We start from the raw sequence: 25,114 nt of genomic DNA on the forward strand, positions 1-25,114 counted from the left end.
CATGGAAGCCGCGTTTGATAGATGAACCCACGCTTGTTTGCCGTGCTGGTGATGTAGACGCGAGCGCCGTGTTGGCGCTGCGAGAGGAATAGAGAATGACTGCAACCTTGGTGGCCAAGGATCTTGCCGGTGGCCACGGCCACCGCACGCTCTTTTCGAAGCTTTCCCTCACCGTTGCGCCGGGTGATGTGGTGGGCGTCGTCGGAGCGAACGGCGCTGGCAAATCCACGCTTCTGCGCATCCTCTCAGGCGTGGACCAGCCGCAGGAGGGGACCGTCAGCCTGGCTCCGTCGGACGCCTTTGTGGGCTGGTTGCCCCAGGAACACGAGCGCACCGCGGGCGAAACCATCGCAGCATACATTGCGCGCCGCACGGGCTGTGCACAGGCCACCGCAGAAATGGAGGCCACAGCCGAGGCACTCGGTTCCGGTGCTCCAGGAGCAGATGATGCATATTCTTTGGCCTTTGACCGCTGGATGGCATCCGGTGCAGCAGACCTGGAGGACCGCATTCCTGCTGTATTGGCGGATCTTGGGCTTGAACTTGGCACCGATGCCCTCATGACAGGGCTCTCCGGGGGGCAGGCTGCCCGGGTTGCTTTGGCTGCGCTGCTGCTCAGCCGCTTCGATGTTGTTCTTCTTGATGAACCCACCAATGACCTGGACCTTGATGGCCTGGCCAGGCTGGAAGCGTTCGTGCAGGGCCTGCGCGGAGGAGTGGTTCTGGTGTCCCACGACCGTGAGTTCCTGGCCCGCTGCGTCACCACCGTAGTGGAACTGGACCTCGCCCAGAACTCCGTGGCTGTCTACGACGGCGGCTACGAAGCATTCCTCGAAGAGCGCGCCGTCGCCAAGCGCCACGCCCGCGAACGCTACGAAGAGTTTGCCAACACCAAGGCCGATCTTGTGTCCCGCGCACGGACCCAGCGCGAGTGGAGCTCCCAGGGCGTCCGCAATGCGATGAAGAAGAACCCTGACAACGACAAAATCCGCAGGGCAGCGAGCACGGAGTCTTCCGAAAAGCAGGCACAGAAGGTCCGCCAGATGGAGTCGCGTATCGCCCGCCTCACCGAGGTGGAGGAGCCGCGCAAGGAATGGCAACTGCAGTTCAGCATCGGTCAGGCACCCCGCTCAAGTGCCGTCGTCGCCACTCTTCGTGACGTGGTGGTCCGGCAAGGCGATTTCACGCTGGGACCGGTCAACCTGCAACTCAACGGCGGTGAGCGCATCGGCATCACCGGGCCCAACGGCGCCGGTAAGTCCACTCTCCTGCGCTTGCTGCTGGGCACCCGGAAACCGGACGACGGCGAGGCCTCCATGGGCGCGTCTGTCGCCATCGGCGAAATCGACCAGGCCCGCGGACTGCTCGACGGCGGACGGCAGCTTGGCGACGCCGTCGAAGCTGTGCTGGTGGACTGGAATAGTGCCGACGTCCGCACGCTCCTGGCCAAGTTCGGCCTCAAAGCGGACCACACCTCGCGGACAGTTGACTCTCTGTCCCCGGGGGAGCGTACGCGCGCCGCGCTGGCCCTCCTGCAGGCCCGGGGCGTGAACCTGTTGGTGCTGGATGAACCCACCAACCACCTTGACCTCCCTGCGATCGAGCAACTTGAAGAAGCGCTGGAAAGCTACGAAGGCGCCCTCCTGCTGGTCACCCACGACCGGCGACTGCTGGAGAACGTTCGGCTCGATTCGCGATGGCACCTGGAAAACGGCCGTGTCCAGGAGCTTCACCACATCCCCGGCCAGGAGAAGTAACCATGAGCATGGATGGCGTTGCCTGGAGCTCGCTGCACAAGATCACGCGTGCCCAGAGCGGCTCGCAACCGTTCTCGAAGGAAACGCTGAAGCGCGTGCTTGGCTTTGCCGCGCCCCACAAGGGCAAGCTCACAGCCTTCGTCATCGCCTCGATTGCGGGAGCCTTCCTGGCCGTCGCCACGCCAGTGCTTGCCGGGCAAGTGGTTGACGCGATCATTGCCAAGGCAGGCGTGGGCACGGTGATCTGGCTGGCCGTCCTCATTGCGGTTGTGGCTGTTGGCGAGGCTGGAATCGGACTCGTGACCCGATGGCTGTCCTCCACCATCGGCGAGGGCGTCATTGTGGACCTCCGTACCCGCGTGTTCGACCATGTGCAGCGTATGCCCATCGCTTTCTTCACCCGGACACGGACCGGCGCGCTGGTCAGCCGCCTGAACAACGACGTCATCGGGGCGCAGTCAGCGTTCGCAGGCACCTTGTCCGGCGTGGTGAGCAACGTCGTGGCGCTCGCCTTGACCCTTGTGGTCATGCTCAACACGTCCTGGCTGGTCACCGTCCTGGCCATGGTGTTGCTGCCGATCTTCCTCATACCTGCCCGACGCATGGGTTCCAAACTGGCGGACCTCCGACGCGAGGCAGCGGCACACAACGCTGCCATGGGTACGCAGATGACCGAAAGGTTCTCCGCTCCCGGCGCCACATTGGTAAAACTTTTCGGCAGGCCGGACGAGGAATCCCGGGAGTTTGCTGCCCGGGCCGGCCGCGTGCGTGACATCGGCATCCGCACCGCCATGCTGCAGTTCACCTTCGTCACCGCGCTGACGTTGGTCTCGGCCTTGGCTCTGGCCCTCGTTTACGGATTGGGCGGCTGGCTTGCCCTCGGTGGACAACTGGCGCCAGGCGATGTTGTGGTCCTGGCCCTTCTCCTTACGCGTCTCTACGCTCCGCTCACCGCGCTCTCCAACGCGCGCGTGGAAATCATGAGCGCACTTGTCAGCTTCGAGCGGGTCTTCGAGATCCTGGACCTGCAACCCCTCATCACGGAAAAGCCGGACGCGGTGGCCCTTCCGTCCGGACCTGTCGCCGTGGAATTCCACGACGTCCGCTTTTCCTACCCGTCGGCGGACAAAGTGTCCCTCGCCTCCTTGGAAGACGTGTCAACCTTGGACACGCGCGGCGGCGAGGAAGTGCTGCACGGTATCAGCTTCCGCGTTGAGCCGGGCCAGACAGTGGCATTGGTGGGCTCGTCCGGCGCAGGAAAGTCCACAGTGGCCCAACTGCTGTCCCGCCTCTACGACGTCGATTCCGGTGCCGTGCGTCTGGGTGGGCGCGGACCTGGCACCGGCGTGGATGTCCGGGATCTCCGCTTTGACTCCCTGCGGGACACCCTGGGAATGGTGACCCAGGACGGCCACCTTTTCCACGAAACCATTGCCTCCAACCTGCGCCTGGCCCGGCCGGATGCCACGGAAGAAGACATGTGGGAGGTGCTCAGGCGTGCACGCCTGGAACCCATGATCCGATCCCTTCCGGACGGCCTGGAAACAGTTGTTGGGGAGCGTGGGTACCGGCTCTCCGGTGGAGAAAGGCAACGTCTCACCATCGCACGTTTGCTCATCAAGCAGCCGCGCGTGGTGATTCTTGATGAGGCAACCGCAGCGCTGGACTCCACCAATGAAGCCGCCGTCCAGGCAGCCTTGGGGGAAGCGCTCGAGGGGCGTACCGCCGTCGTGATTGCCCACAGGCTGTCCACCATCCGTGCCGCGGACGTCATCCTGGTGGTAGAGGACGGCAGGATCGTGGAACGCGGCACGCACACGGAGTTGCTTGTTGCCGACGGCCGCTATGCCGAGTTGTACCGGACCCAGTTCGCGGAAGCCACGGCGGTGGCCGAGGAAGCTGTTCCGGAGCCCAACTGAGTCGCATTTGTGCGCGTTTTGAGTGCTCAAAACGCGCACAAATGCGACCTACTTGGGTGACCTACTTAGGCGAGGCGAGGCGAGGGCAGGAAGGACGTGGTCCGTCAGCAGTGGTGCGAGATCCCCGGGCAGAGATGCTGTGAGGTCCAGCCAACGGACCTCGGCGATCTCGGCGGAAGGGTGCGCTTCCCAGGTTCCAGGAGCCGTGAAAACTGTGGCCTCAATGTTGGTTGCGGCCTCGTTGGCAGCCACCGCGAGCCAGGCGCCCAGGGGTTCAAGCTCCCACGGGGCGATCTCGATGCCCACTTCCTCGAGCAACTCGCGGGACGCAGCCTCGGCAGCTGTTTCACCGGACTCGGGTTTGCCGCCCGGGTGCATGAATTTGTCCGTGCCCCGTTTGCGGACGGTCAGAAGCTGGCCCTCCTTGTTGTAAACGCACACGGCGCTGACCACGATCACATCAGTAATGCTCATGCTTGCCTCCCGGCGTTCGTTCGGACCAGATGCGATTCCAGCAGCAGATCCTTTGCGGGACCGCGGACATCCCAGGTGAAACTGAACGCATCCGGGCCTTCCCAGGTGTACTTCACGTAATAGTCATCGGGATCGCACCAATGTTTGTCCTGGTTGGCCTGCTCCGCAAAGCTCATCACATGGAATGGCCGGCCATCGGGGAAGAAGACGTCCATGGAATTTGGTCCAGGGCCTGGCTTGAGGAGATACTCGCGGAACGCCGGGCCTGTGTGGGTGGGCCAGTGCATGGTTCCGTCTTCGCGGTAGTGAAGGCCATCGCCGTCGGGCTCTTCCGTGTACTGCACGACGCCGGTAAAAGTTCCGCGGGTGCCGGAGGCCCTGTCCAGGAGAGTCCGCTCCACATTCCACGTGCCGGCCAAATAGGCACGCAAGTCCTGGATGGGCTGCTGCTGGTTCAAGTGCCCTCGATTGGAATCGAACCAACGACACCGGCTTTAGGAGAGCCGTGCTCTATCCACTGAGCTACGAGGGCCTGCGTGTCCATCCCCGGGAGTACCGTTACGGAGCTCCTTGGCCGGACACGACTACAAGCATACAAGCTGCCGGGCCAGTGCCCGAACACGGCTAGGCTGGCCGTCATGAGAGGGCATGCGACACCACCGGAAACCACCGGCACATTCCTCCCGGATGTCCGCGCGACACGGGCAAACATTGGCGGCTGGGCCCAGTTGAGTGTGGTCCAGTATTTCGTTGCCGAGGCTGCTGTCATCGAGGCCTGGGCCGGTCCTGAACCCTACAGCAGAGCTACCGGGTTCATCAGCGACCTCGGCGCAGTATCGTGCGGGGTCTACGAAGACCGGGCAGTCTGCTCCCCTTTACATGGGCTGATGAACGCCTCTTTTGTAGTGCAGGGCCTGGCATTGATCCTTGGTGCGGTGTTCCTGACAGCAGGGCTTTTGTGCGTGGCAGCGCGTCCAGGTGTGCATGCCCAGCGCTTCCACACCGCCACAGCCGACAAAGAGCCCCGGACCCGGGTCTTGGCCAAACCATGGATCATGGCTGTGGCCATCCGAATACTCACGGGTGTTTCAGGCGCCGGGACGGTCATCGTTGGCCTGGTTCCAGAGGATGTGGGCTCCCCATGGCATTTTGCCGGCGCCCTCATGTTCTTCGTCGGCGGTGGCTTCGCATTGCTTCTGCTGGGCATCCTCTGGTTCCGGCAGACCCCGATGAGCTGGTTCATCGCCGCCTGCGGCGCCCTCTGTATCGGGGCACTCATCGTTGGCGGGATCACGGGAATGGAGGTGCCCCAGCCCGGAACACTGGAGAGACTGATGGGCTACCCGGTCACCATTGGCTTGGCAGCTGCCGGCCTGGTCATCGCCCAGCGCGTGCAAACGGTGCGGAAAGCGGCGAAGGCCCTGCGGTAAATCCGGTCCTGCGGTAAAACTGCCCTGGGGGGGCAGGAGCGGGACGGTGACCGTGGACGGATGCCACAGCCACCGCTCCCGGTTAGGGGATGCTCTGCCAGAACCAGCGGATCAGGTCAACCGAAAGTCGGATGACATTCACCATAAGGTTCAAAGCGCCCCAAGGCTTCTCGCGCTTTCGCTTCGAAGTCATCGGACACCTCCTCCCGTAGGAAAAGGTGCAATCACGGACCATAAGAATGCCACTTGCCCAAATTCTGCAAGCGCGTCATTAGAGAAAATCCGCTCGGGGGCCTAGTCTTGATGTGTGAGCACCAAGGACTAGACCCTTGATCGCACAACATAGGTGCCCTGCGCCTAAACAATGACCCGCTTGCCGGCGGGTCAATTGTTTTAACGAAGGGGTGGGCGGTTGGCCCACTGGGATAACACTATCGTTTTTATTTTGCCCGCTTCCTCCGCCTTGCGCATCCGGCGTCAGCCGTCAGCCGTCAGTGCCGTTGAAAGCGTGCGTCCGCGGGACTCCGGGACTATTCTGACGCTATGACGACGGCGGGTGGTCCGCTCGGCAGGGACCGGGGACTTCTGCCTGACCTCGCTGGCCGGCGCGAGCTGATTGGGGGTTGGGCCGCGATTACCCTCATCCACTATTTCGTGGTGGAAGCCATGGCGATGGCTGTGTGGCAAGGCAATCCAGGCTATGACCGGCGCGCCCACGTCATCAGTGATCTTGGCGCGGCCCACTGCGGTCCCTTCAACGGTTACGAGGTGTGCTCGCCGCTTAATTGGCTGATGAATGCCTCGTTCGTGCTCCAAGGGGTTGCCATGGTCCTCGGGGCGGTGCTGTTGAGCTCGGCTGTCCTCTCTGTGGCGGCTGAATCCGGTGCCCGGGTTATCCGGCCGGGAATGGCATCACCAGCCGCGGCATTTCCCTGGATTGCGGCCGGGGCAGTCAGGGTGCTGGTCCTCGTAGCGGGCATCGGCCAGGCAATGGTTGGCCTGATCCCGGAAGACACCGACCTGGCGCTGCATCTGACCGGCGCGGGACTGTACTTCATCGCCGGACCCCTGTCCTTGGTGATACTGGGTCTGGTATGGCGGGGGCACACGCAGATGTGGGGGATGGTGCTCTTGTTCGGGGTTGTTTCCCTGGGAGCAACCATCTACGTCCTTGCGGTGCAGTTGCGCGTCGAGGAGCCGGGCGCCATCGAGCGCACCATGGCGTATCCGATCATCCTGGGGTTGTCCTTGGTGGGCCTGATAGTGGCTCACCGCGTCACAAGGGAACGGAAAGCTGTCAGGGCTGTTTCGCGTTCTTCCGTCCAAGGAACACAGCCGCCACGCCGCACAGCAGGCTGATCAGGAACAGTACCCACGACGCAATGGTGACGGCGGAGGCCAGGGCAACCTGACCGGCGTCGGGCGTTTCCGTAGCCAGCATCGAATCAATGGCGACGTTGGACCACAAGTGAGCCACGGCGAAAAGCAGGGGAGCGGCCCACAATGCCCAGCGCCACGACTTTCGGGCAACGTTGGTGCCGATGAGCAGGAGCCAACTGAAGCCGAAGATCAGCGGAAAGAGCGTGCCGGCAGTCTTATGGACGTAGTTCAACTGGCCTCTGGCGGCCTCGTCCATCGCGGCGCGAAGCTGGGCGACGTAGTCCTGGGAGAACCCGCCGATCAGCGAATCCGGCATGGCGAGCCCGCCTGAAAGCTGCGTCATTTGGTTCAGCGTCAACAAGTGCAGGTACCAGAACAGGAACAAGCTGGCCACAACTCCTGCGATGACAATCAGCTTGGAGTTGCTCTGCGCCTTCTCGGGGGTCCGCCGCGTGGTGGGATTGATCACGGGTGGGAGGGTGTGCTCAGGGACCACCGCCTTGGCTCCGTGCTTCTTGATGCGCTGCGCTGGTGTCTTGGCCATGTCATTCATTATCCCGCCACATAAGCTGGGACCATGACCACCGGCAGGCACACCGCAACTGAACTCGATCCATCACTTGATGACTACCAATTGGCCACCGCGCTGGTCCGCGAGGCAGGGCAACTGGCGCTGCTCATGCGGATGGGCGGACTACAGGGCACGCGCAAGACGTCAGTGTCCGACGTCGTCACGGCAGCCGACCATGCGGCCGAGGCTTACGTCTTGGAACAGTTGCAACGCTGCCGCCCGGAGGATGGCATCCTGGGCGAGGAAGGCACTTCTGTTGCCGGTACCAGTGGCCGGACCTGGGTGATCGATCCTGTGGATGGAACCTACAACTTCCTGCATGGCTCCACGTACTGGTGCTCGGCCATTGCCCTTAAACGCGACGATTCAGATCACGGCGGCAATCCCGTTGCTGATCCCTCCGTAGTGCTCGGGGCCATCTACCAGCCCGAACTGGACAAGCTCTGGCTAGGCGGCGAAGAGCATCCGGCCAGCCTGAACGGAGAACGCATTTCAGGTTCCGGAGACCTCTCTGTTGGCCAAATCTGCGCAGCAACCTACATCCACCCCACCTGGTTGGCGGACCCCCGCACTGCCATGCCCTGGCATGCCGCTGCCGTCTCCGCCGCATCACTGCGGATGTTCGGTTCAGGCTCGTGCGACCTCGGCCGTGTGGCTGATGGCGAACTCGGCTGCTGGTTCCAGCACAGCTGCCCGGAATGGGACTGGCTCCCAGGCAAGGCGATCGTCCGCGCTGCAGGCGGCGACACCGCCGTCGTGCAGGTCAACGGGATTAACTGGTTCATCGCAGGAGGCCCGACGGCGGTCCGCGAGCTGAGTGGGGCCCTCACCTCAGTACCGCAGTTTGCGTAGTTTTTTGATCGCCTGGGCGGTGCTCTCGTTGGGGGTGGCCCTTGAGTGTCAGAGGCACCGCCTAGACTGGTAGTCACCATGGATATGTTGTTCGACCCCTACGCAGACGGCCCCTTCAACGCAGGCTCCAAAGCCGCTACCAAGGCTGCCCCGGAGCTTTCGCACGCGGGCGGCGGCGCATCCCGTGCCCGGTTCGGTGAGGGCAGCGGTGGGTCCAGCACTGGAACAAATGAACGTCCTGCCTCCGGTGGTTGGGGTAACCAGGAGGCCGGTAGGCTTCCGTCCGCCGACGCCCTCCTCCAAGGCTTGAACCCACAGCAGGAAGAAGCCGTGAAGCACGCCGGCAGTCCGTTGCTGATCGTTGCGGGTGCGGGCTCAGGCAAAACCCGTGTGTTGAGTAACCGGATCGCCTACCTGATCGCCACCAAGCGTGCCCACCACGGCGAAATCCTGGCAATCACCTTTACCAACAAGGCCGCCGCGGAGATGCGCGAACGTATCGAAGCCCTGGTGGGTGGGCGGGCCAAGGCCATGTGGATCTCCACGTTCCACTCCTCCTGTGTTCGCATCCTGCGCCGCGAGGCTGCAAATGTGGGCCTGAACTCGAACTTCTCCATCTACGACTCCGCGGATTCCCTGCGCCTGATCACACTTGTGTCCAAGAACCTGGACCTTGATCCCAAGAAGTTCCCGCCCAAGGCCATCCAGCACAAGATCTCCGCTCTTAAGAACGAGCTCATCGACGCCGACTCCTATGTCTCCTCGGCAAACCACAACGACCCCTTCGAGCAAGCCGTGGCTGACGTGTTCAAGGGCTACACCCAGCGCCTGCGCCAAGCCAACGCCATGGACTTCGATGACCTCATCGCGGAGACCGTCTACATGTTCCGGGCCTTCCCCGCGCTCGCCGAGTCGTACCGCCGTCGCTTCCGGCACGTGCTGGTGGATGAGTACCAGGACACCAACCACGCCCAGTACGCCCTGGTGAGGGAAATCGTTGGCCTGGGCACTGATACTGACGTGGAGCCCAGCGAACTCACGGTGGTGGGAGACTCCGATCAGTCCATCTACGCATTCCGTGGTGCGGACATCCGCAACATCGTGGAGTTCGAAGCCGACTACCCCAATGCGCGCACCATCAAGCTGGAGCAAAACTACCGCTCCACGCAGAACATCCTCACCGCCGCCAACTCCGTGATTTCCCGGAACCCCAACCGCCAGGAAAAGCGGCTGTGGACGGCAGAAGGAGACGGCGAGAAGATCGTGGGCTACGTCGGAGAGAACGAGCACGACGAAGCCCAGTTCATCGCCAAGGAAATTGACCGGCTTCAGGACGAGGAAGGGCTGCGTCCTGGCGATGTCGCCATCTTCTACCGCACCAACGCCCAGTCAAGGTCCATTGAAGACGTGCTGGTCCGGGTGGGCCTGCCGTACAAAGTTGTGGGCGGCACGCGGTTCTACGAACGCAAGGAAATCAAAGACGCCCTGGCTTACCTGCGCGTCCTTGTGAACCCTGACGACGACGTCAATCTCCGCCGTGTCCTGAACGAACCCAAACGGGGGATCGGCGACCGCGCCGAGGGTGCCGTCGCTGCCTTGGCTGAACGCGAGCGGACGTCCTTTATGGCTGCCGCCCGTCGTGCTGACCAGGCGCCCGGCATGGCAACGCGTTCGGTGAACGCCGTCCTTGGCTTTGTGAAGCTGCTGGATGACCTTGCTGAGGTGGCTTCCGGGTCCGGTGCTGCCGCAGCCCTGGAGGCTGTCCTCGAGCAGACCGGATATCTTGCCGGTTTGCGCGCGAGCAACGATCCCCAGGACGAGTCCCGCGTGGAGAACCTCGCCGAATTGGTGGCCGTAGTCCGCGAGTATGAACGCGACAACCCGGACGGTTCGCTGGGCGAATTCCTGGAGCAGGTTTCCCTGGTGGCCGACGCCGACCAAATTCCTGATGCTCCCGGCGGGGACATTGACGCCGCGGTGGCCGAAGCCAAGCGCATGGGCGTTGTCACGCTCATGACGTTGCACACGGCCAAAGGCCTGGAGTTCCCGGTGGTCTTCCTGACCGGCATGGAGCACGGGATCTTCCCGCATCAGCGCTCGGCCACGGACCCCAAGGAACTGGCCGAAGAACGCCGCCTGGCCTACGTGGGCCTTACCCGTGCACGCAAACGGCTCTACGTCACGCGCTCCGAGGTGCGCAGCATGTGGGGCCAAAGCCAATACAACCCCGCCAGCCAGTTCCTGGAGGAGATTCCCTCCGAGCTGGTGGACTGGAAACGTGAAGGCATGAGCCGGCAAGCGGCAGGTGGCGGTTGGGGAAATGCTCCCATCGGCTCCAATCGCTACGGCGGCTCTTTCTGGGGTGCAGGCACGTCACGCGGGGTTGCCGCCAGCCCAACTGCCGGTTTCGACGCCGACGTCCCGGCCGCCGTCGCACGCAACCGGGTGCAGCCGCAAAAGGAAGTCATTTCCGTGGTGGTGGGGGACAAGGTCAACCACACAAGCTTCGGCAACGGCGTTGTGCTCGGAGTCGAAGGCTCGGGTGACAAGACAGTCGCCAAGGTGAAGTTCGACGTCGGTGAGAAGCGCCTGCTGCTGCGGTACGCGCCCCTGACCAAACTGGATGCCTGACGCCTCACGGCATAATTGGTGGCATGCGACGGACTGTATTGGGGATTCTTGCCGCTTTGCTCCTGGTGTTGGCCACGGGCTGCTCGTTCGCCACGAAGGACCCTGACTACGTTCCGCCGGCGCCGTTGCCTCCGCTGGAACAGCTCAAGGAGGTCCCGGTTACCGAGCAGACCGCTCTGGCCGCCGGCGAGGGCGTCACCGCGTTTGTGACGCCGGACCGCAACATCGTGTGTGCCATGACCTCCTCCAGGGGCGGCCACCTCAACATCCCCTATGAGGCGAACACGTATTCCGATGCGGCCAACAACAAGTTCGCCGTGGTGCCTGTGGTCCATTGCGAATTGGCGAAGTATGCCAAACCTGAGCCAACCGACGTCGCAGACGACTGCGGTGGCACAGGGCTGGGTTATCTCGGTGGCACGGTTCTCCTGACGCCGGACAAGGCCGTCTATGGCTCATGTCGTTCCGGCGTAACACAAATGGAGTCTGAGTTCGGGCCCAAGGGGAGCCGGAGCGGCCCCATCTCCAAGCTGCCTGAGCTGGCCGACGGCCAGAACATCGAACGCAACGGCCTTCGGTGCTCGGCCTATAACGACGGCGTTGCCTGCGGGAATGTCTCCGGTGGCGTGGCGTTCTTTGTCAGCAGGCAGGGCTACCAACTGATTTCCGACGGCGGCAAAGAGGTCACGGGGAACCTGAAACAGGCGTCGTGATCGCCGTTGAACAGACGATGAACGGCCAAAAAACCGCGTCATTCTGCGAGTTTTCTACGCGCGATAGAAGTGTAAGGTTACTCACTTAACCGGTAGTGTGTAGCTGGCGGGACTCCTCAAAGGGCTAAAGTTCCGAGAGGACCTTACGCAATGTGACCGGCTTCAATCCTGGTTGTTACCGCGTACTTTCCGCAGCTGGCTATCGCGGTCATCGCGGTTCCCGGCTGAACAGAAAACTACTTCGACGTAGAAGGACACTAAACCGTGGACCTGTTTGAATATCAGGCGCGCGATATGTTCGAAGCGCACGGTGTACCCGTGCTCGCCGGCATCGTGGCGCACACTCCTGAAGAAGCAAAGGCAGCTGCCGAGAAGATCGGCGGCGTTACTGTCGTAAAGGCACAGGTTAAGGTTGGTGGCCGCGGCAAGGCTGGCGGCGTCAAGGTTGCCAAGACTGCCGAAGAGGCGCTTGAGCACTCCACCAACATCCTGGGCATGGACATCAAGGGCCACACCGTTAATAAGGTGATGATCGCCCAGGGTGCGGACATCGCCGAGGAATTCTACTTCTCGGTCCTGCTGGACCGCGCCAACCGCAACTACCTGGCCATGTGCTCGGTTGAAGGCGGCATGGAAATTGAGCAGCTGGCTGTTGAGCGTCCCGAGGCCCTGGCCAAGATCGCCATCGATCCCGCTGTGGGCATTGACCAGGCCAAGGCTGACGAGATCGTCGCAGCCGCAGGTTTCGCTGAAGAACTGCGCGGCAAAGTGGCCGACGTCATTCTGAAGCTCTGGGACGTTTTCAAGAAGGAAGACGCAACCCTGGTTGAGGTCAACCCACTGGTGCGCACCGGCGCAGGTGACATCATTGCCCTCGACGGCAAGGTTACCCTCGACGAAAACGCGGACTTCCGCCACGTGCACCACGCACTGCTCGAGGACAAGGAATCGGCTGACCCGCTCGAGGCCAAGGCAAAGGCGCAGGACCTCAACTACGTCAAGCTGGACGGCGAAGTAGGCATCATCGGCAACGGCGCCGGTCTTGTGATGTCCACGCTGGACGTCGTTGCTTACGCTGGTGAAAACCACGGCAACGTCAAGCCCGCCAACTTCCTGGACATCGGCGGTGGAGCTTCCGCCGAAGTCATGGCCAATGGCCTGGACGTCATCCTGGGCGACTCCCAGGTCAAGAGCGTGTTCGTCAACGTCTTCGGTGGCATCACCGCTTGTGACGCTGTGGCAAAGGGCATCGTGGGTGCGCTTGCAGAGCTGGGATCCGCTGCGAACAAGCCGCTGGTCGTTCGCCTCGATGGCAACAACGTCGAGGAAGGCCGCCGCATCCTGACCGAGGCCAACCACCCGCTGGTTACCCTGGCCGCCACCATGGACGAGGGCGCCGACAAGGCCGCCGAGCTCGCCAACGCAGCTAAGTAAAGGGACGCGACAATGTCTATCTACCTCAACAAAGACTCCAAGGTCATCGTTCAGGGCATCACCGGCGGCGAAGGCACCAAGCACACCGCACTGATGCTCAAGGCCGGCACCAACATTGTTGGTGGCGTCAACGCCCGCAAGGCCGGCAGCACGGTCCTGCACGGCGAAAAGGAAATCACCGTCTTTGGCACCGTCAAGGAAGCCATCGCTGAAACCGGCGCAGATGTCTCCATCGTCTTCGTTCCGCCGGCATTCACCAAGGACGCCGTGGTTGAAGCCATCGAAGCCGGCATCGGCCTCGTTGTAGTCATCACTGAAGGCGTTCCGGTTCAGGACTCCGCCGAATTCTGGGCACTCGCCCAGTCCAAGGTTGACGCCGACGGCAACCAGATCACCCGCATCATCGGGCCGAACTGCCCCGGCATCATCACCCCGGGCGAAGCCCTGGTCGGCATCACCCCGGCAAACATCACGGGCAAGGGCCCCATCGGCCTCGTGTCCAAGTCCGGTACCTTGACCTACCAGATGATGTACGAGCTCCGCGACCTCGGGTTCTCCACCGCCATCGGCATTGGTGGCGACCCCATCATCGGCACCACGCACATCGACGCCCTGGCTGCGTTCGAAGCCGACCCGGAGACCAAGGCAATCGTCATGATCGGCGAAATCGGTGGCGACGCTGAAGAGCGCGCTGCTGACTTCATCAAGGCCAACGTCACCAAGCCGGTTGTTGGCTACGTTGCAGGCTTCACCGCTCCTGAGGGCAAGACCATGGGCCACGCAGGCGCCATCGTCTCCGGCTCCGCAGGAACCGCGCAGGCCAAGAAGGAAGCCCTCGAAGCTGCAGGCGTGAAGGTCGGCAAGACGCCGTCCGAAACTGCCAAGCTGCTGCGCGAGGTTTACGCAACCCTCTAGTACCCAAAGCAACGCGGGGTCACTTACGGCCCATTCCTGACTGTGGAATGGGCTCAAAGTGACCCCGCGTTGCTCTTTAAAGCACGACGGCGGCTCCGCACCTTTCCCACGGAAGGTGGCGGGGCCGCCGTCGTGCTTTAAGGCGTGTTGTGGGCCTGTACCGTCCCGCCTGATTCTTTGTTAGTATGTCAGGACAAACTACTTCCAAGGAGTGCGAATATGCCATTGGTAAGAATCGACGTCAATCAGGGCAGGTCGGCGGAGGAACTGGCTGCGATCAGCCGGGCCATCCACAATGCAATCGTCTCTGAGTATGAGATCCCTGAGCGTGACTACTTCCACATCCTCACCGAACATCCGGAGGGGCAAATCGTGGCCCAGGATGCCGGGTTGGGTTTTGGGCGCAGCCGTGGCGTGATCATGATCCAGATCTTCACCCAGGGCGGCCGCAGCCAGATGGCGAAGAGCTCGCTCTTCGAGGCCATCACCGAAGGGCTTGGTGGGCTTGGTGTCAAGGGTGAGGATGTCTTCATCGGCTACATGGAGAACTCGCCTGGTGACTGGTCTTTCGGCTTCGGGCGCAGCCAATATGTCACCGGAGAATTGGCCATCCCACGCAAGTAGATACAGTCCGTGTCATGTTGTAAATATGTCAGTACAAACCTTTGACAGGACATGAAATCTGGGGCAAAGTAGTCATGTGGCCCCGCTCACTGAGGGGTGGCAAGGCATTGGGGCCCAGCGCTCAAAGGTTCAGAGTTCACAAGAGAAAGGTCAACGATCATCGTGACCCACGAACTGCTTACGATCGGGCGCATCAGCGTTGATATCTACCCGAACGATATTGGGGTGGACCTGGAGGATGTGACGTCCTTCGGCAAGTATTTGGGAGGTTCGCCCTCCAACGTGGCGGTCGCTGCTGCGCGCCACGGCCGCCGCGCCGGTGTCATCACCCGCACGGGCGACGACGCGTTCGGAAGCTACCTGCACCGGGAACTGCGCAAGTTCAATGTTGATGATTCGTTCGTCTCCCCGGTCAAGGAGTACCCCACAGCGGTGACTTTCTGCGCGATCAAGCCGCCGGAAGATTTCCCTCTCTACTTCTACGGACGCTTCCCCACGGCACCGGACTTGCAGATCAAAGCCGAGGAGTTGGATCTGGCTGCTATCAGGGACGCGGGCATTTTTTGGTCCACGGTGACAGGCCTCTGCCAGGAACCCAGCCGCAGCGCGCACATCGCCGCCCACGAGGCCCGGCCCCGGACTGCTTTGAAGGAAGGCCAGTTCACCATCCTGGACCTGGATTACCGGCCGATGTTCTGGGATTCGGAAGAGGAAGCCCGCGCACAAGTTGCCAGGATCCTCCCGCACGTCACAGTCGCGATCGGCAACGACAAAGAGTGCGCGGTAGCCGTAGGTGAGGGGACGCCGGATGAGCAGGCAGACCGCCTGCTGGCAGCCGGCGTCGAGATCGCGGTGGTGAAGCTCGGCCCGGAAGGCGTCATGGCCAAGACCCGCACTGAGCGTGTCGTCTCAGCCCCTGTTCCGGTGGAAACCGTCAATGGCCTGGGCGCCGGGGACTCCTTCGGCGGCGCTTTCTGCCATGGCCTGCTGTCCGGCTGGCCGTTGTCCGAGGTGCTGGATTACGCAAATGCCGCGGGTGCGATCGTTGCCTCCCGCGTATCCTGCGCGGATGCGATGCCGACGCCGGATGAGGTCACCTCGCTGCTCGCGGAACGCGGCCGGCGGATCCCGGGAGCTTCCACGCCGGCAGCACCCACGTTCGCAGAAGGAGCAGTCCGTTGAGCCTGAACGATGACCCCCGCCGGTACGAGCACTTGAGCCGCATCCGGCTCGAGGACCCGGAAGCCGTCGCACGCGCGGCTGCCACCCGGCGTCGCCACCCTGGGTTGAAGCACGGGGTCCAGAACTTCATTGTTGCGGCGGACCATCCGGCCCGTGGTGCCCTGTCGGTTGGGCCGGAGCCGATGGCAATGGCCGATCGCCGGGACCTCCTGGACCGGCTGCAGATCGCCCTCGCCAATCCGGCCGTGGATGGAATCCTTGCCTCACCGGACATCATGGATGACCTGCTGCTGCTGGGTGCTTTGGATGGCAAACTGATCTTCGGTTCGATGAACCGTGGTGGCCTGGCTGGCCTGGTCAACGAGTTCGATGACCGGTTCACCGGCCACACAGCTGCCGCCTTGCAGGCACTCGGTGCCGACGGCGGCAAGATGCTCACGCGTATCTGTCTGGGAGACCCGGACACGGTGGCCACCCTTGAAGCGACCGCAAAAGCCATCGATTCGTTGGCCGAACGTAAGCTCATCGCCATGGTGGAGCCGTTCCTGTCGGTGCGTGACGCCCATGGCAAGGTCCGCAACGACCTCCGCGCGGACGCCGTGATCAAGTCCGTTGGTATCGCCGAGGGCCTGGGTTCCACGAGTGCCTATACGTGGATGAAACTGCCCGTGGTGGCCGACATGGAGCGCGTCATGGCCTCCACCACCCTTCCTACTGTGCTGTTGGGTGGTGACCCCGACGGCTCCCAGGACGAAGTCTTCGCCAGTTGGCAGGCCGCCCTCGCGCTCCCGGGCGTCCGCGGCCTCACGGTGGGCCGGACGCTGCTCTACCCGCACGACGGCGATGTGGCGGGTGCGGTGGCGACAGCCGCCTCGCTGTTGAACAGCACTGCACCTTCGACCGGGCCTGCACCAGCTGCGGGGGAGCACACCTCGTCAGACCGTATTCCAGTGAAAGTATCGGAGTAGCCCCGCCATGCGGACCTCAACAGGAACAGCAACCCGTCGGATGACCGTGGCGCAGGCCGTGGTCGAGTTCCTTTCCAAGCAGTACACGGTGGATTCCATCGGTGGCCAGGAGTACCGTGAGCGCCTCATCCCGGGCATGTTCGGTATCTTCGGGCACGGCAACGTTGCCGGCGTTGGCCAGGCGTTGAAGCAGTACCAGGCCACGGACCCGTCCATCATGCCTTACTACCAGGGCCGCAACGAACAAGCCCAGGCACACCAGGCAGTTGGCTACGCACGGCACACGCGTCGTCGCCAGACCTTCGCGATCAGCACTTCCATCGGTCCGGGTTCCTCGAACCTGCTGACGGGGGCTGCCTTGGCAACCACCAACCGCCTGCCTGTGCTGCTGCTGCCGAGCGACACGTTCGCCACCCGTGCCGCGGATCCCGTGCTGCAGCAGTTGGAGCTGCCGTACGCATACGACATCACAGTCAATGATGCCTTCCGCCCGCTGTCCAAGTTCTTTGATCGGGTGTCCCGGCCGGAGCAGTTGTTCTCGGCGTTCCACCACGGCCTGCGTGTCCTGACTGACCCGGCCGAGACCGGTGCAGTCACGATCTCCCTGCCGCAGGACGTCCAGGCCGAAGCCCTCGACGTTCCGGAAGAGTTCCTGGCCGAGCGTGAGTGGCGAATCCGCCGTCCCGAGGCCGAGGACGATGACATCCGACGCGCTGTTGAGGCCATCCGTGCAGCCAAGCGCCCGTTGATCATCGCCGGCGGCGGCGTGCTCTACGCCTACGCCAACGAGGAACTCGCAGCCTTTGCCGAACTCACCGGCATTCCGGTGGGGAACACGCAGGCGGGCGTCGGCGTCCTGCCATGGGACCACAAGTTCTCCCTTGGTGCCATTGGCTCAACGGGCACGACGGCGGCCAACGCCATCGCTGCCGAAGCGGACCTCATCATCGGCATCGGCACGCGCTACGAAGACTTCACCACTGCGTCCCGCACGGCGTTCCAGAACCCGGACGTGAAGTTCGTGAACATCAACGTCGCCCCGATCGATGCGTACAAGCACGGCACCACCATCCCGATAGTCGCTGACGCCCGCAAGGCCCTCGGGAAGCTGAACCAGGCGCTGGGCGGCTACCGCGTTGGTGCTGATCTGGAAGAGAAGGTCGCAGCCGAGAAGAAGCGCTGGAACGCGATCGTGGACGAGGCCTTCGACACCCGGTACACGCCGTTGCCGGCCCAGAACGAGATCATCGGCGCCACGAACAAGGCCATGGATGACCAGGACGTCGTTATTTGCGCTGCGGGCTCGCTTCCTGGTGACCTGCACAAGATGTGGCGCGTCCGCGACCCGTTCGGCTACCACGTGGAATACGCCTACTCCTGCATGGGCTACGAAATCCCGGGCGGGCTGGGCGTAAAGCGCGCCGCTCTGGCCGAAGCCGCTGCCGGCGGTCCCAACAGGGACGTCGTCGTGATGGTGGGGGACGGTTCGTACCTGATGATGCACACCGAACTGGTCACCGCCGTCGCCGAACGCATTAAACTGATCGTGGTCCTGATCCAGAACCACGGCTACGCCTCCATCGGTTCACTGTCCGAGTCGCTCGGTTCCCAGCGATTCGGGACGCAGTACCGGGTCCTTGACAAGGAACAGCACAGTTTCGACGCCGGTGAGCACCTGCCGATCGACCTGGCCACCAACGCCGAGTCCCTGGGCGCGAAAGTCATCCGGATCGAACCGTGCGAGAACGTCATCGAATCCCTCGGCGCTGCCATCAAGGAAGCCAAAGCAGCCCCCGAAACCGGCCCGATCGTCATTCACATCGAGTCCGATCCTCTGCTGGACGCCCCCGGCTCGGAGTCCTGGTGGGACGTTCCCGTCTCCCAGGTCTCGGACCTCGAATCCACCCAGCAGGCCTACGAGACCTACACGCAGCACAAGAACCGCCAGCGCAAACTGCTCGGCTAACCTCCCCCAAGCTAACGTCCCACAGATCAAAGGAAGTCCGCATGTCGACGACGACCACACTGACCACCATTAACCATTTCATCAATGGCGCCGAGTCCACGGGCGAGGGCGACCGCACCCAGCCGGTGTACAACCCGGCCACCGGCCAGGTGTCCGCTGAGTTGCGCCTGGCGAACGAGGCTGACCTGAACACTGCGGTGGCTGCTGCGAAGAAAGCTGCGGAGTCTTGGGGTGATATTTCGCTGGCGAAGCGCACGGGTGTGTTGTTCAAGTTCCGTGAACTCGTGGCCGGGCACGTGGATGAGCTTGCTGAGTTGATCACGGCCGAGCATGGCAAGGTCCTCTCGGATGCGAAGGGTGAGATCGGCCGTGGCCTGGAGGTGATCGAGTTCGCCTGTGGGATCCCGCAGCTGCTCAAGGGTGACTATTCGGACCAGGTCTCCACCGGAATCGATGTCTTTTCCTTCCGCGAACCGTTGGGTGTCGTGGCGGGTATTACGCCGTTCAACTTCCCGGTGATGGTGCCGTTGTGGATGGCCCCGATGGCTATCGCCACGGGTAACGCGTTTATCCTCAAACCCTCCGAGCGGGACCCGTCCGCGCCGATGCTGCTCGCGAGCCTGTGGAAGCAGGCGGGGTTGCCTGATGGGGTGTTCCAGGTCCTGCACGGCGGGAAGGAAACAGTTGACGGGCTGCTGACCCACCCGGACGTGGACGGCATTAGTTTCGTGGGTTCCACCCCGATCGCGCAGTACGTGCATGAGACGGCCACGAAGCACGGCAAGCGTGTGCAGGCCTTGGGCGGGGCGAAGAATCATGCCATCGTGATGCCCGACGCGGACCTGGACAACGCCGCGGACCACCTCGCGGCTGCCGCGTTTGGTTCCGCGGGGGAGCGGTGTATGGCGATCTCGGTTGCCGTGGCTGTGGGGGATGCTGCGGAGTTGCTGGTGAAGAAGGTTCAGGAACGTGCGTTGGCGGTGAAGGTCGGCAACGGTACCGAACCCGGCGCGGAGATGGGTCCGGTCATCACCCCGGCTTCGAAGGAACGCATCGTCGGGATTGTCACCGAGGCCGAAACCGCCGGTGCGGCGATGGTGGTGGACGGCCGTGACCTGGTGGTCCCGGGCCATGAAGACGGGTTCTGGGTCGGCCCCACCGTGATCGACCACGTCAAGACCGAAATGAGCGCCTACACGGAGGAAATCTTCGGACCCGTCCTGGTGGTGGTCCGCGTCGCCGACCTGGAGGAAGGCATCGCGCTGATCAACGCCAACCCGTACGGCAACGGCACCGCGATCTTCACCTCCTCCGGTGCGAACGCCCGCAAGTTCCAGCGCTCGGTCACGGTCGGGATGGTGGGTATCAACGTGCCCCTGCCCGTCCCGGTGGCCTACCACTCCTTCGGCGGCTGGAAGAACTCCCTCTTCGGTGACAAGCACATCTACGGCCCCGAAGGCGTCTCCTTCTACACCCGCGGCAAAGTCATCACCTCCCGCTGGCCCGAACCCACCCACGCCTCCGAAGCCTCCTACAACTTCCCCTCCAACTAACCCATCCCCACCGCCACCCTCGCCTCGCAAGCTCGGCCAGGGAACCCTGGCGGTGTGGGCCCTGATAGAGAAAGACACCGCTGTCATGACTGACGTCGAGAACAAGCTCATCATCGGCACCGCTCCCGATTCCTGGGGTGTGTGGTTTGCGGATGACCCCCAGCAGACTCCGTGGGAACGGTTCCTGGACGAGGTTGCTGAATCCGGATACAAATGGATCGAACTGGGTCCGTACGGCTACCTGCCGAACGACCCCACCCGCTTGGCAGAAGAGCTCAAGCAGCGCGACCTCCAGGTCACTGCAGGAACGGTGTTCACTGCCTTCCACCGTGGTGCCAGGCAGTACGACGAAGCCTGGGAGCCGGCACGCAAGGTGGCCGAACTGACTGCGGCAATGGGTGGCGAGCACATTGTGGTTATCCCGGCTATGTGGCGCGACGACGTCACGGGTGAGGCCGTAGAGAATGGCGAACTGACCGACGAGCAATGGGCTGATCTCTTCGCAGGCCACAACCGGATGGGCAAGGTCCTGTTGGAGGACTTTGGCCTGCACCAGCAGTTCCACTCCCACGCTGACTCGCACGTTGGCGCGCAACAGGACATCGAAACCCTGTTGGCAGCAACAGATCCGCAGTACCTGAACCTTTGCCTGGACACGGGCCACGCGGAATACTGTGGCGCTTCTAGCCTTGAGCTCATCAAGAATTACCCGGACAGGATCGGCTACCTGCACCTCAAGCAGATCAACCCGGAGATCCTGGCAGAGGTCAACGAGAAGAACATGACCTGGGCTGCTGCCAACCTGGCCGGCGTCATGACCGAGCCGCCCAACGGGCTTCCGGACTTGCGCGCCGTTATTGAAGCTGTGGAAGGCCTCAACCGGCCGATCTTCGGCATCGTGGAGCAGGACATGTACCCGGTAGCGTTCGATGTACCGATGCCCATCGCCAAGCGAACACGCAACTACCTGCTTTCCTGCGGCTCGCGCACGCGGGTCCAGTAGCTCCCGCACGCGGGCCCTGTAACAAGAACGAACCTCACGAAGGATAGAAAAGTGACAAAGATTCTCCGCGTTGCCGTCATCGGCGCAGGCCGTATGGGTGCCGACCACATCAAGCGCCTGAACACCCGCATCCACGGCGCTGAAGTAGCCGCCGTCGTCGATGTTGACCTTGCCCGCGCGCAGGCTGCCGTTGAAGGAATCGACGGCGCCGTGGCACTGTCCAGTGCCGATGAGGCGCTGAACAATGGTGACGTCAACGCCGTCCTGATCGCCACGCCGGGCTTCCTGCATGAGGAAATCCTGTACAAGGCCTTGGAGAAGGACTTCCCGATTCTCTGCGAGAAGCCGCTGACACCGGATGCAGAAAGCGCGTGGAAGGTTGTCCAGGCTGAACTGGCGTTGGGCCACAAGCGCATCCAGGTGGGTTTCATGCGCCGCTTTGATGCCGAGTATTCGGCGCTGGGTTCGATCATCCGCAACAGCGAATTGGGGGAGCTGTTGATGTTGCACCACCAGCACCGCAACCCCACCACGCCGGAGGGCTTCACCAACGAGATGCTGATCAACGACTCCGTGGTCCATGAGTTCGATGCCATCCGCTACTTCACCGGCGAGGAAATCACGTCGGTGCAGGTCCGTCTGGGTAAGCCGACGCGCAACGCCCCGAATGGCCAGCACGACCCCCAGCATGTGTTGCTTGAAACTGAATCGGGAGTCTTGGCCGACGTCGAGATCTACGTCAACGCAAAGTTCGGCTACCAGGTTGCCACTCAGGCGTCCTTCGAGGACGGCATAGTGAGCATCGGCGGGGACAGCGGCCCGTACATCCAGACCTCTGGCAAGTGGGGCGGGAGCGTCACCCCGGGCTTCGAGGAGCGTTTTGGAGCAGCGTACGACGTCGAGGTGCAGGCTTGGGTGGACGCCGCCCTCCGCGGCGAAATCGGCGGCCCCACCGCTTGGGACGGCTACGCCACGGCCGCTTGCTGCGAGGCCGGCGTCGAAGCGCAGAAGTCGGGCGAAAAGGTCAAGGTCCAGTTGAACACCAAGCCGGATCTCTACAAGTAGGGACACGGACATGAAGATTGCCCTTGATCCCACACCGTTCCATCACACGCACAGCCTTCTGGAGTTCCCGCGCGTCGCCGCGGATCTCGGCTACAAGTACCTGCAGATGACGCCGCATGCGGACCTCATCCCGTTCTTCAACCACCCGAAGGCTGATGACGAGCTCGTGGGCAAGTTGAAGGCAGCGTGCAAGGACACTGGCGTTGAAATCGCCTCCGTCCTGCCCGTCCTGCGGTGGTCCGGACCCGATGAGGACGCCCGGGAAGCTGCGGTCCGGTACTGGAAGCGGGCCATCCAGATCGCCGTGGACCTCGGCGTCCAGACCATGAACACGGAGTTCAGCGGCCGTCCGGAGAAGGCCGAGGAGTCTGAACGCGCCTTCTACCGCTCCATGGAGGAACTCCTGCCGATCATCGAGCGCGAAGACATGGACGTGCTCATTGATCCCCATCCGGATGACTTCGTGGAAGACGGACTGGCCGCGCTGCGCGTGATCCGGGGCGTGAACTCCCCGAACATTGGCATGGTCTACGTTGCCTCCCACACGTTCCACATGGGCAACAAGCCGTTGGAGATCATGCGGGCGGCGGGCGACAAACTCCGCTTGGTGCATGTATCCGACACGATGAACCACCACGCCTCCCACGGCCTCAGGTACATCACCAACCCGCCGGGCAACGCTGTCCGCGTCCACCAACACCTCAAGATCGGTGACGGGGACGTGAACTGGGACGAGTTCTTCGGTGGCTTGAAGGAGATCGGATTCCTGGACAAGGAGAACACCGTGATGGTCTCCAGCGTCTTCGCGGAAGACGAGAACGCCGAGGACGTTTCCAGGTACCAGCTCAAGACGATGAACGACTACATCGCCCAAGCCAAATAGTGCTCAACACCAAGAATGCCCCTGTGACCAAGAGTCACAGGGGCATCTGTTATCCATGCGTCAGGCCGTAAAAGGGAGCCTGGCATCCACGTCCTGGCCTTCCCAGGTCTGGCGGATCCAGCCGTGGTGCGGGTCGTCGCTGATGAGCCAGTCACGGACCCGTCCGGGGCCGGCCATGACGTTGAGGTAGTAGAGGTCGTAGCCCGGAGCTGCCATCGCCGGCCCATGCCAGCCGTAGGGAACCAGGACAACATCACCGGTCCGGACTTCCGCGGAGACGTCGATGGGCCGGTCGTCAGAGGCGTAGACCCGGGCGTAGCCGATTGCGTCTGAATCCGCGGGGGCTGGGGAGTCCGGGGCCACCCGCGTTTCGAAGTAGTAGATCTCCTCCAGGCTGGTCTCGCCTTCCTTCTCCTCATCGTGCTTATGCGGAGGGTAGGAGGACCAATTGCCGGCAGGTGTGATGACCTCGCAAACAATAAAGCGATCAGCTTCCAGCGCTGCCGGTGTGCCGAAGTTGTGGACCTGCCGGGAGCAGTTGCCGGCGCCCCGCAGCTCCACGGGGGTCTCGGCCGCCGTGATCAGGCGAGTAGGGTAGTCAGCCTTGGCCGGTGCCGTCGCAACCGCAACCCGGCCGCCGTCGTGCGAACTGATGGTGACGGCCCTATTGATGCCTGTGTACAGGACGTCACTTGGCCCGTGGAAAACCGACTGCCGGCCCGCGAGGCTGTACTCGCCGTCGTCGACCGTTACGGTGAACGAACCGCTCAACGGAACCACAATGCGCTCTTCTCCAGCGGAAGGAAGCTCGACGGCGGCACCCGCCGCGAGCGTCGCCACCTTCAGTCCCGTATGGGCCCAGCCGTCGATCGCGAGAGTGGAATCGGAAGCGCCGAGCGAGATGTCCCATTTGCCGTCAGTGGCTGTTCCCAGCGGGTAGACCCAGTTGGCCATAAGTTTGTGTCCTTGCGTTAGCGCTGTACGAGTGTCATTTCAAAGCTGTAGGAATCGGCGCGGTAAACGTGGTGTCCGGTTTCAACCATGCGTCCGGTATCGTCCACCGCGGTACGTTCCATGGTGACCAAGGCTGATCCGACCTCGGCTTCGAGGAGTGGGGCCTGGTAGTCATTGGCGATCATGGCGCCGATGCGCTGGGATGCCAATCGGAAGTTCACGCCACCGCGGCGAAGGATGGAATAGAGTCCCTCGCTGGAGAGCTGGGCTTCATCCATGCTGGTGATGTCATCACGGACCCAGTTCTCCATGAGCGCCAGGGGCTTGCCGCCAACTTTGCGGAGGCGGGTGAAGTGGTAGACCTTTGACCCAGGAGGCAGCTGAAGCGCGGTGAGCGTTGCGGCGTCGGCCTCCACGTGGGAGAAGCTAAGCACGTCCGTGGTGGGCTTCTTGCCGTTGTTACTGAGGTCATCAAAAAGGCTGGAGAGCTCCAGTGGCCGCCGGACCTGGCTTGAAACAACCTGCGTTCCCACGCCGCGCTTACGGACCAGGAGGCCCGAGCGGACCAGTTCGTCCATGGCCTTTCGCATGGTGGGGCGGGACAGATTGAGCTGTGCAGCAAGGTCGATCTCGTTGTCCAACCGGCTGCCCGGCTCCAGGACGCCGCTGTGGATGGCGGCTTCGATTCCCTGGACCACTTGGTGATAGAGCGGCACCGGGGACGAACGGTCGATGCTGAGGCTGAGTTGGTTCCCCACTGGTTTCTCCTAGCCTGCGGAAGCCCGGCCGGGAAAAGCAGTATCCCGGCCGGATGGATGAGTATGTCCGCTCATGTTCTCT

At 62.8% G+C, this 25,114-nt stretch carries 22 protein-coding genes and 1 tRNA gene; 17 read left to right on the forward strand and 6 right to left on the reverse strand.

Going from position 1 to position 25,114, the window contains the following annotated elements; translation table 11 throughout:
- The first annotated feature begins 95 nt into the window (after positions 1–95).
- Together AC6I99_RS05220 and AC6I99_RS05225 are read left to right on the forward strand one after the other, a co-directional pair.
- Positions 96–1,757: an ABC-F family ATP-binding cassette domain-containing protein gene (locus AC6I99_RS05220; RefSeq protein WP_224166571.1), complete on the forward strand. Its 1,662-nt coding sequence runs from the start codon at positions 96–98 to the stop codon at positions 1,755–1,757.
- A gap of 2 nt (positions 1,758–1,759) precedes the next feature.
- Complete coding sequence (locus AC6I99_RS05225; RefSeq protein WP_309926945.1) at positions 1,760–3,676, forward strand: ABC transporter ATP-binding protein; 1,917 nt, start codon at positions 1,760–1,762, stop codon at positions 3,674–3,676.
- Between the two features lie 48 nt (positions 3,677–3,724).
- Here AC6I99_RS05225 and AC6I99_RS05230 read toward each other — a convergent pair whose 3' ends face one another.
- The 3 genes from AC6I99_RS05230 to AC6I99_RS05240 form a co-directional block, all read right to left on the reverse strand.
- Positions 3,725–4,150, reverse strand: a complete 426-nt coding sequence (locus AC6I99_RS05230) for an NUDIX hydrolase (protein ID WP_497946143.1) — start codon at positions 4,148–4,150, stop codon at positions 3,725–3,727.
- Positions 4,147–4,608 carry a DUF6314 family protein gene (locus tag AC6I99_RS05235; protein ID WP_497946140.1) on the reverse strand — a complete coding sequence of 154 codons (462 nt, stop codon included), beginning with the start codon at positions 4,606–4,608 and terminating at the stop codon, positions 4,147–4,149. Before AC6I99_RS05235 ends, AC6I99_RS05230 begins: the two co-directional genes overlap by 4 nt.
- A 1-nt stretch (position 4,609) precedes the next feature.
- A tRNA-Arg gene (locus tag AC6I99_RS05240) sits at positions 4,610–4,682 on the reverse strand.
- Between the two features lie 106 nt (positions 4,683–4,788).
- On the opposite strand from AC6I99_RS05240, the gene AC6I99_RS05245 reads away from it, so the two are divergent.
- Together AC6I99_RS05245 and AC6I99_RS05250 are read left to right on the forward strand one after the other, a co-directional pair.
- Positions 4,789–5,580 (forward strand): DUF998 domain-containing protein, encoded by a 792-nt coding sequence (locus AC6I99_RS05245; RefSeq protein ID WP_497946138.1) that lies wholly within the window; start codon positions 4,789–4,791, stop codon positions 5,578–5,580.
- Between the two features lie 543 nt (positions 5,581–6,123).
- A complete protein-coding gene (locus AC6I99_RS05250) occupies positions 6,124–6,939 on the forward strand; it encodes a DUF998 domain-containing protein (protein ID WP_497946135.1) in 816 nt (271 codons plus the stop codon).
- On the opposite strand, the gene AC6I99_RS05255 is transcribed toward AC6I99_RS05250, so the two are convergent.
- A complete protein-coding gene (locus AC6I99_RS05255; protein ID WP_224166577.1) occupies positions 6,878–7,504 on the reverse strand; it encodes a hypothetical protein in 627 nt (208 codons plus the stop codon). The genes AC6I99_RS05250 and AC6I99_RS05255 overlap by 62 nt on opposite strands.
- 33 nt (positions 7,505–7,537) lie before the next feature.
- On the opposite strand from AC6I99_RS05255, the gene AC6I99_RS05260 reads away from it, so the two are divergent.
- The 13 genes from AC6I99_RS05260 (at position 7,538) to AC6I99_RS05320 (ending at position 23,320) form a co-directional block, all read left to right on the forward strand.
- Positions 7,538–8,383 (forward strand): inositol monophosphatase family protein, encoded by an 846-nt coding sequence (locus AC6I99_RS05260; protein WP_497946131.1) that lies wholly within the window; start codon positions 7,538–7,540, stop codon positions 8,381–8,383.
- 78 nt (positions 8,384–8,461) lie between these two features.
- Positions 8,462–11,014: a DNA helicase PcrA gene (gene pcrA, locus AC6I99_RS05265; RefSeq protein WP_309926957.1), complete on the forward strand. Its 2,553-nt coding sequence runs from the start codon at positions 8,462–8,464 to the stop codon at positions 11,012–11,014.
- A gap of 23 nt (positions 11,015–11,037) precedes the next feature.
- A complete protein-coding gene (locus AC6I99_RS05270) occupies positions 11,038–11,727 on the forward strand; it encodes a hypothetical protein (RefSeq protein WP_224166580.1) in 690 nt (229 codons plus the stop codon).
- Positions 11,728–11,991: 264 nt separating this feature from the next.
- A complete protein-coding gene (gene sucC, locus AC6I99_RS05275; protein ID WP_224093741.1) occupies positions 11,992–13,161 on the forward strand; it encodes an ADP-forming succinate--CoA ligase subunit beta in 1,170 nt (389 codons plus the stop codon).
- Between the two features lie 12 nt (positions 13,162–13,173).
- On the forward strand, positions 13,174–14,076 hold the full coding sequence (gene sucD / locus AC6I99_RS05280; RefSeq protein ID WP_224166581.1) for a succinate--CoA ligase subunit alpha: 903 nt from the start codon (positions 13,174–13,176) through the stop codon (positions 14,074–14,076).
- Between the two features lie 219 nt (positions 14,077–14,295).
- Positions 14,296–14,700, forward strand: a complete 405-nt coding sequence (locus tag AC6I99_RS05285; protein ID WP_497960567.1) for a tautomerase family protein — start codon at positions 14,296–14,298, stop codon at positions 14,698–14,700.
- A 162-nt stretch (positions 14,701–14,862) separates the two neighbouring features.
- Complete coding sequence (gene iolC, locus AC6I99_RS05290; RefSeq protein WP_497946123.1) at positions 14,863–15,882, forward strand: 5-dehydro-2-deoxygluconokinase; 1,020 nt, start codon at positions 14,863–14,865, stop codon at positions 15,880–15,882.
- On the forward strand, positions 15,879–16,850 hold the full coding sequence (locus AC6I99_RS05295; RefSeq protein WP_309926966.1) for a Cgl0159 family (beta/alpha)8-fold protein: 972 nt from the start codon (positions 15,879–15,881) through the stop codon (positions 16,848–16,850). The genes iolC and AC6I99_RS05295 overlap by 4 nt, the downstream gene beginning before the upstream one ends.
- A gap of 40 nt (positions 16,851–16,890) precedes the next feature.
- The gene (gene iolD / locus AC6I99_RS05300; protein WP_497947216.1) at positions 16,891–18,816 is read left to right on the forward strand and encodes a 3D-(3,5/4)-trihydroxycyclohexane-1,2-dione acylhydrolase (decyclizing); all 1,926 of its coding nucleotides are present in this window, start codon (positions 16,891–16,893) and stop codon (positions 18,814–18,816) included.
- A 41-nt stretch (positions 18,817–18,857) separates the two neighbouring features.
- Positions 18,858–20,369: a CoA-acylating methylmalonate-semialdehyde dehydrogenase gene (locus AC6I99_RS05305; protein WP_497946120.1), complete on the forward strand. Its 1,512-nt coding sequence runs from the start codon at positions 18,858–18,860 to the stop codon at positions 20,367–20,369.
- An 85-nt stretch (positions 20,370–20,454) separates the two neighbouring features.
- Positions 20,455–21,372, forward strand: a complete 918-nt coding sequence (locus tag AC6I99_RS05310) for a sugar phosphate isomerase/epimerase family protein (RefSeq protein ID WP_224093752.1) — start codon at positions 20,455–20,457, stop codon at positions 21,370–21,372.
- Positions 21,373–21,423: 51 nt separating this feature from the next.
- Positions 21,424–22,437, forward strand: coding sequence for a Gfo/Idh/MocA family protein (locus AC6I99_RS05315; protein ID WP_224093755.1), 1,014 nt, complete (start codon positions 21,424–21,426; stop codon positions 22,435–22,437).
- Positions 22,438–22,447: 10 nt separating this feature from the next.
- Positions 22,448–23,320 carry a sugar phosphate isomerase/epimerase family protein gene (locus tag AC6I99_RS05320; RefSeq protein WP_224093757.1) on the forward strand — a complete coding sequence of 291 codons (873 nt, stop codon included), beginning with the start codon at positions 22,448–22,450 and terminating at the stop codon, positions 23,318–23,320.
- A gap of 60 nt (positions 23,321–23,380) precedes the next feature.
- Here the strand turns inward: AC6I99_RS05320 and iolB are convergent, their stop codons facing one another.
- Entirely contained in the window at positions 23,381–24,274 is an 894-nt protein-coding gene (gene iolB / locus AC6I99_RS05325; RefSeq protein ID WP_497946112.1) for a 5-deoxy-glucuronate isomerase, read from the reverse strand.
- 17 nt (positions 24,275–24,291) lie between these two features.
- On the reverse strand, positions 24,292–25,032 hold the full coding sequence (locus AC6I99_RS05330; protein WP_497960570.1) for a GntR family transcriptional regulator: 741 nt from the start codon (positions 25,030–25,032) through the stop codon (positions 24,292–24,294).
- Positions 25,033–25,114 lie beyond the last annotated feature (82 nt).

This window comes from Arthrobacter sp. TmtSoilC77 (assembly GCF_059739415.1).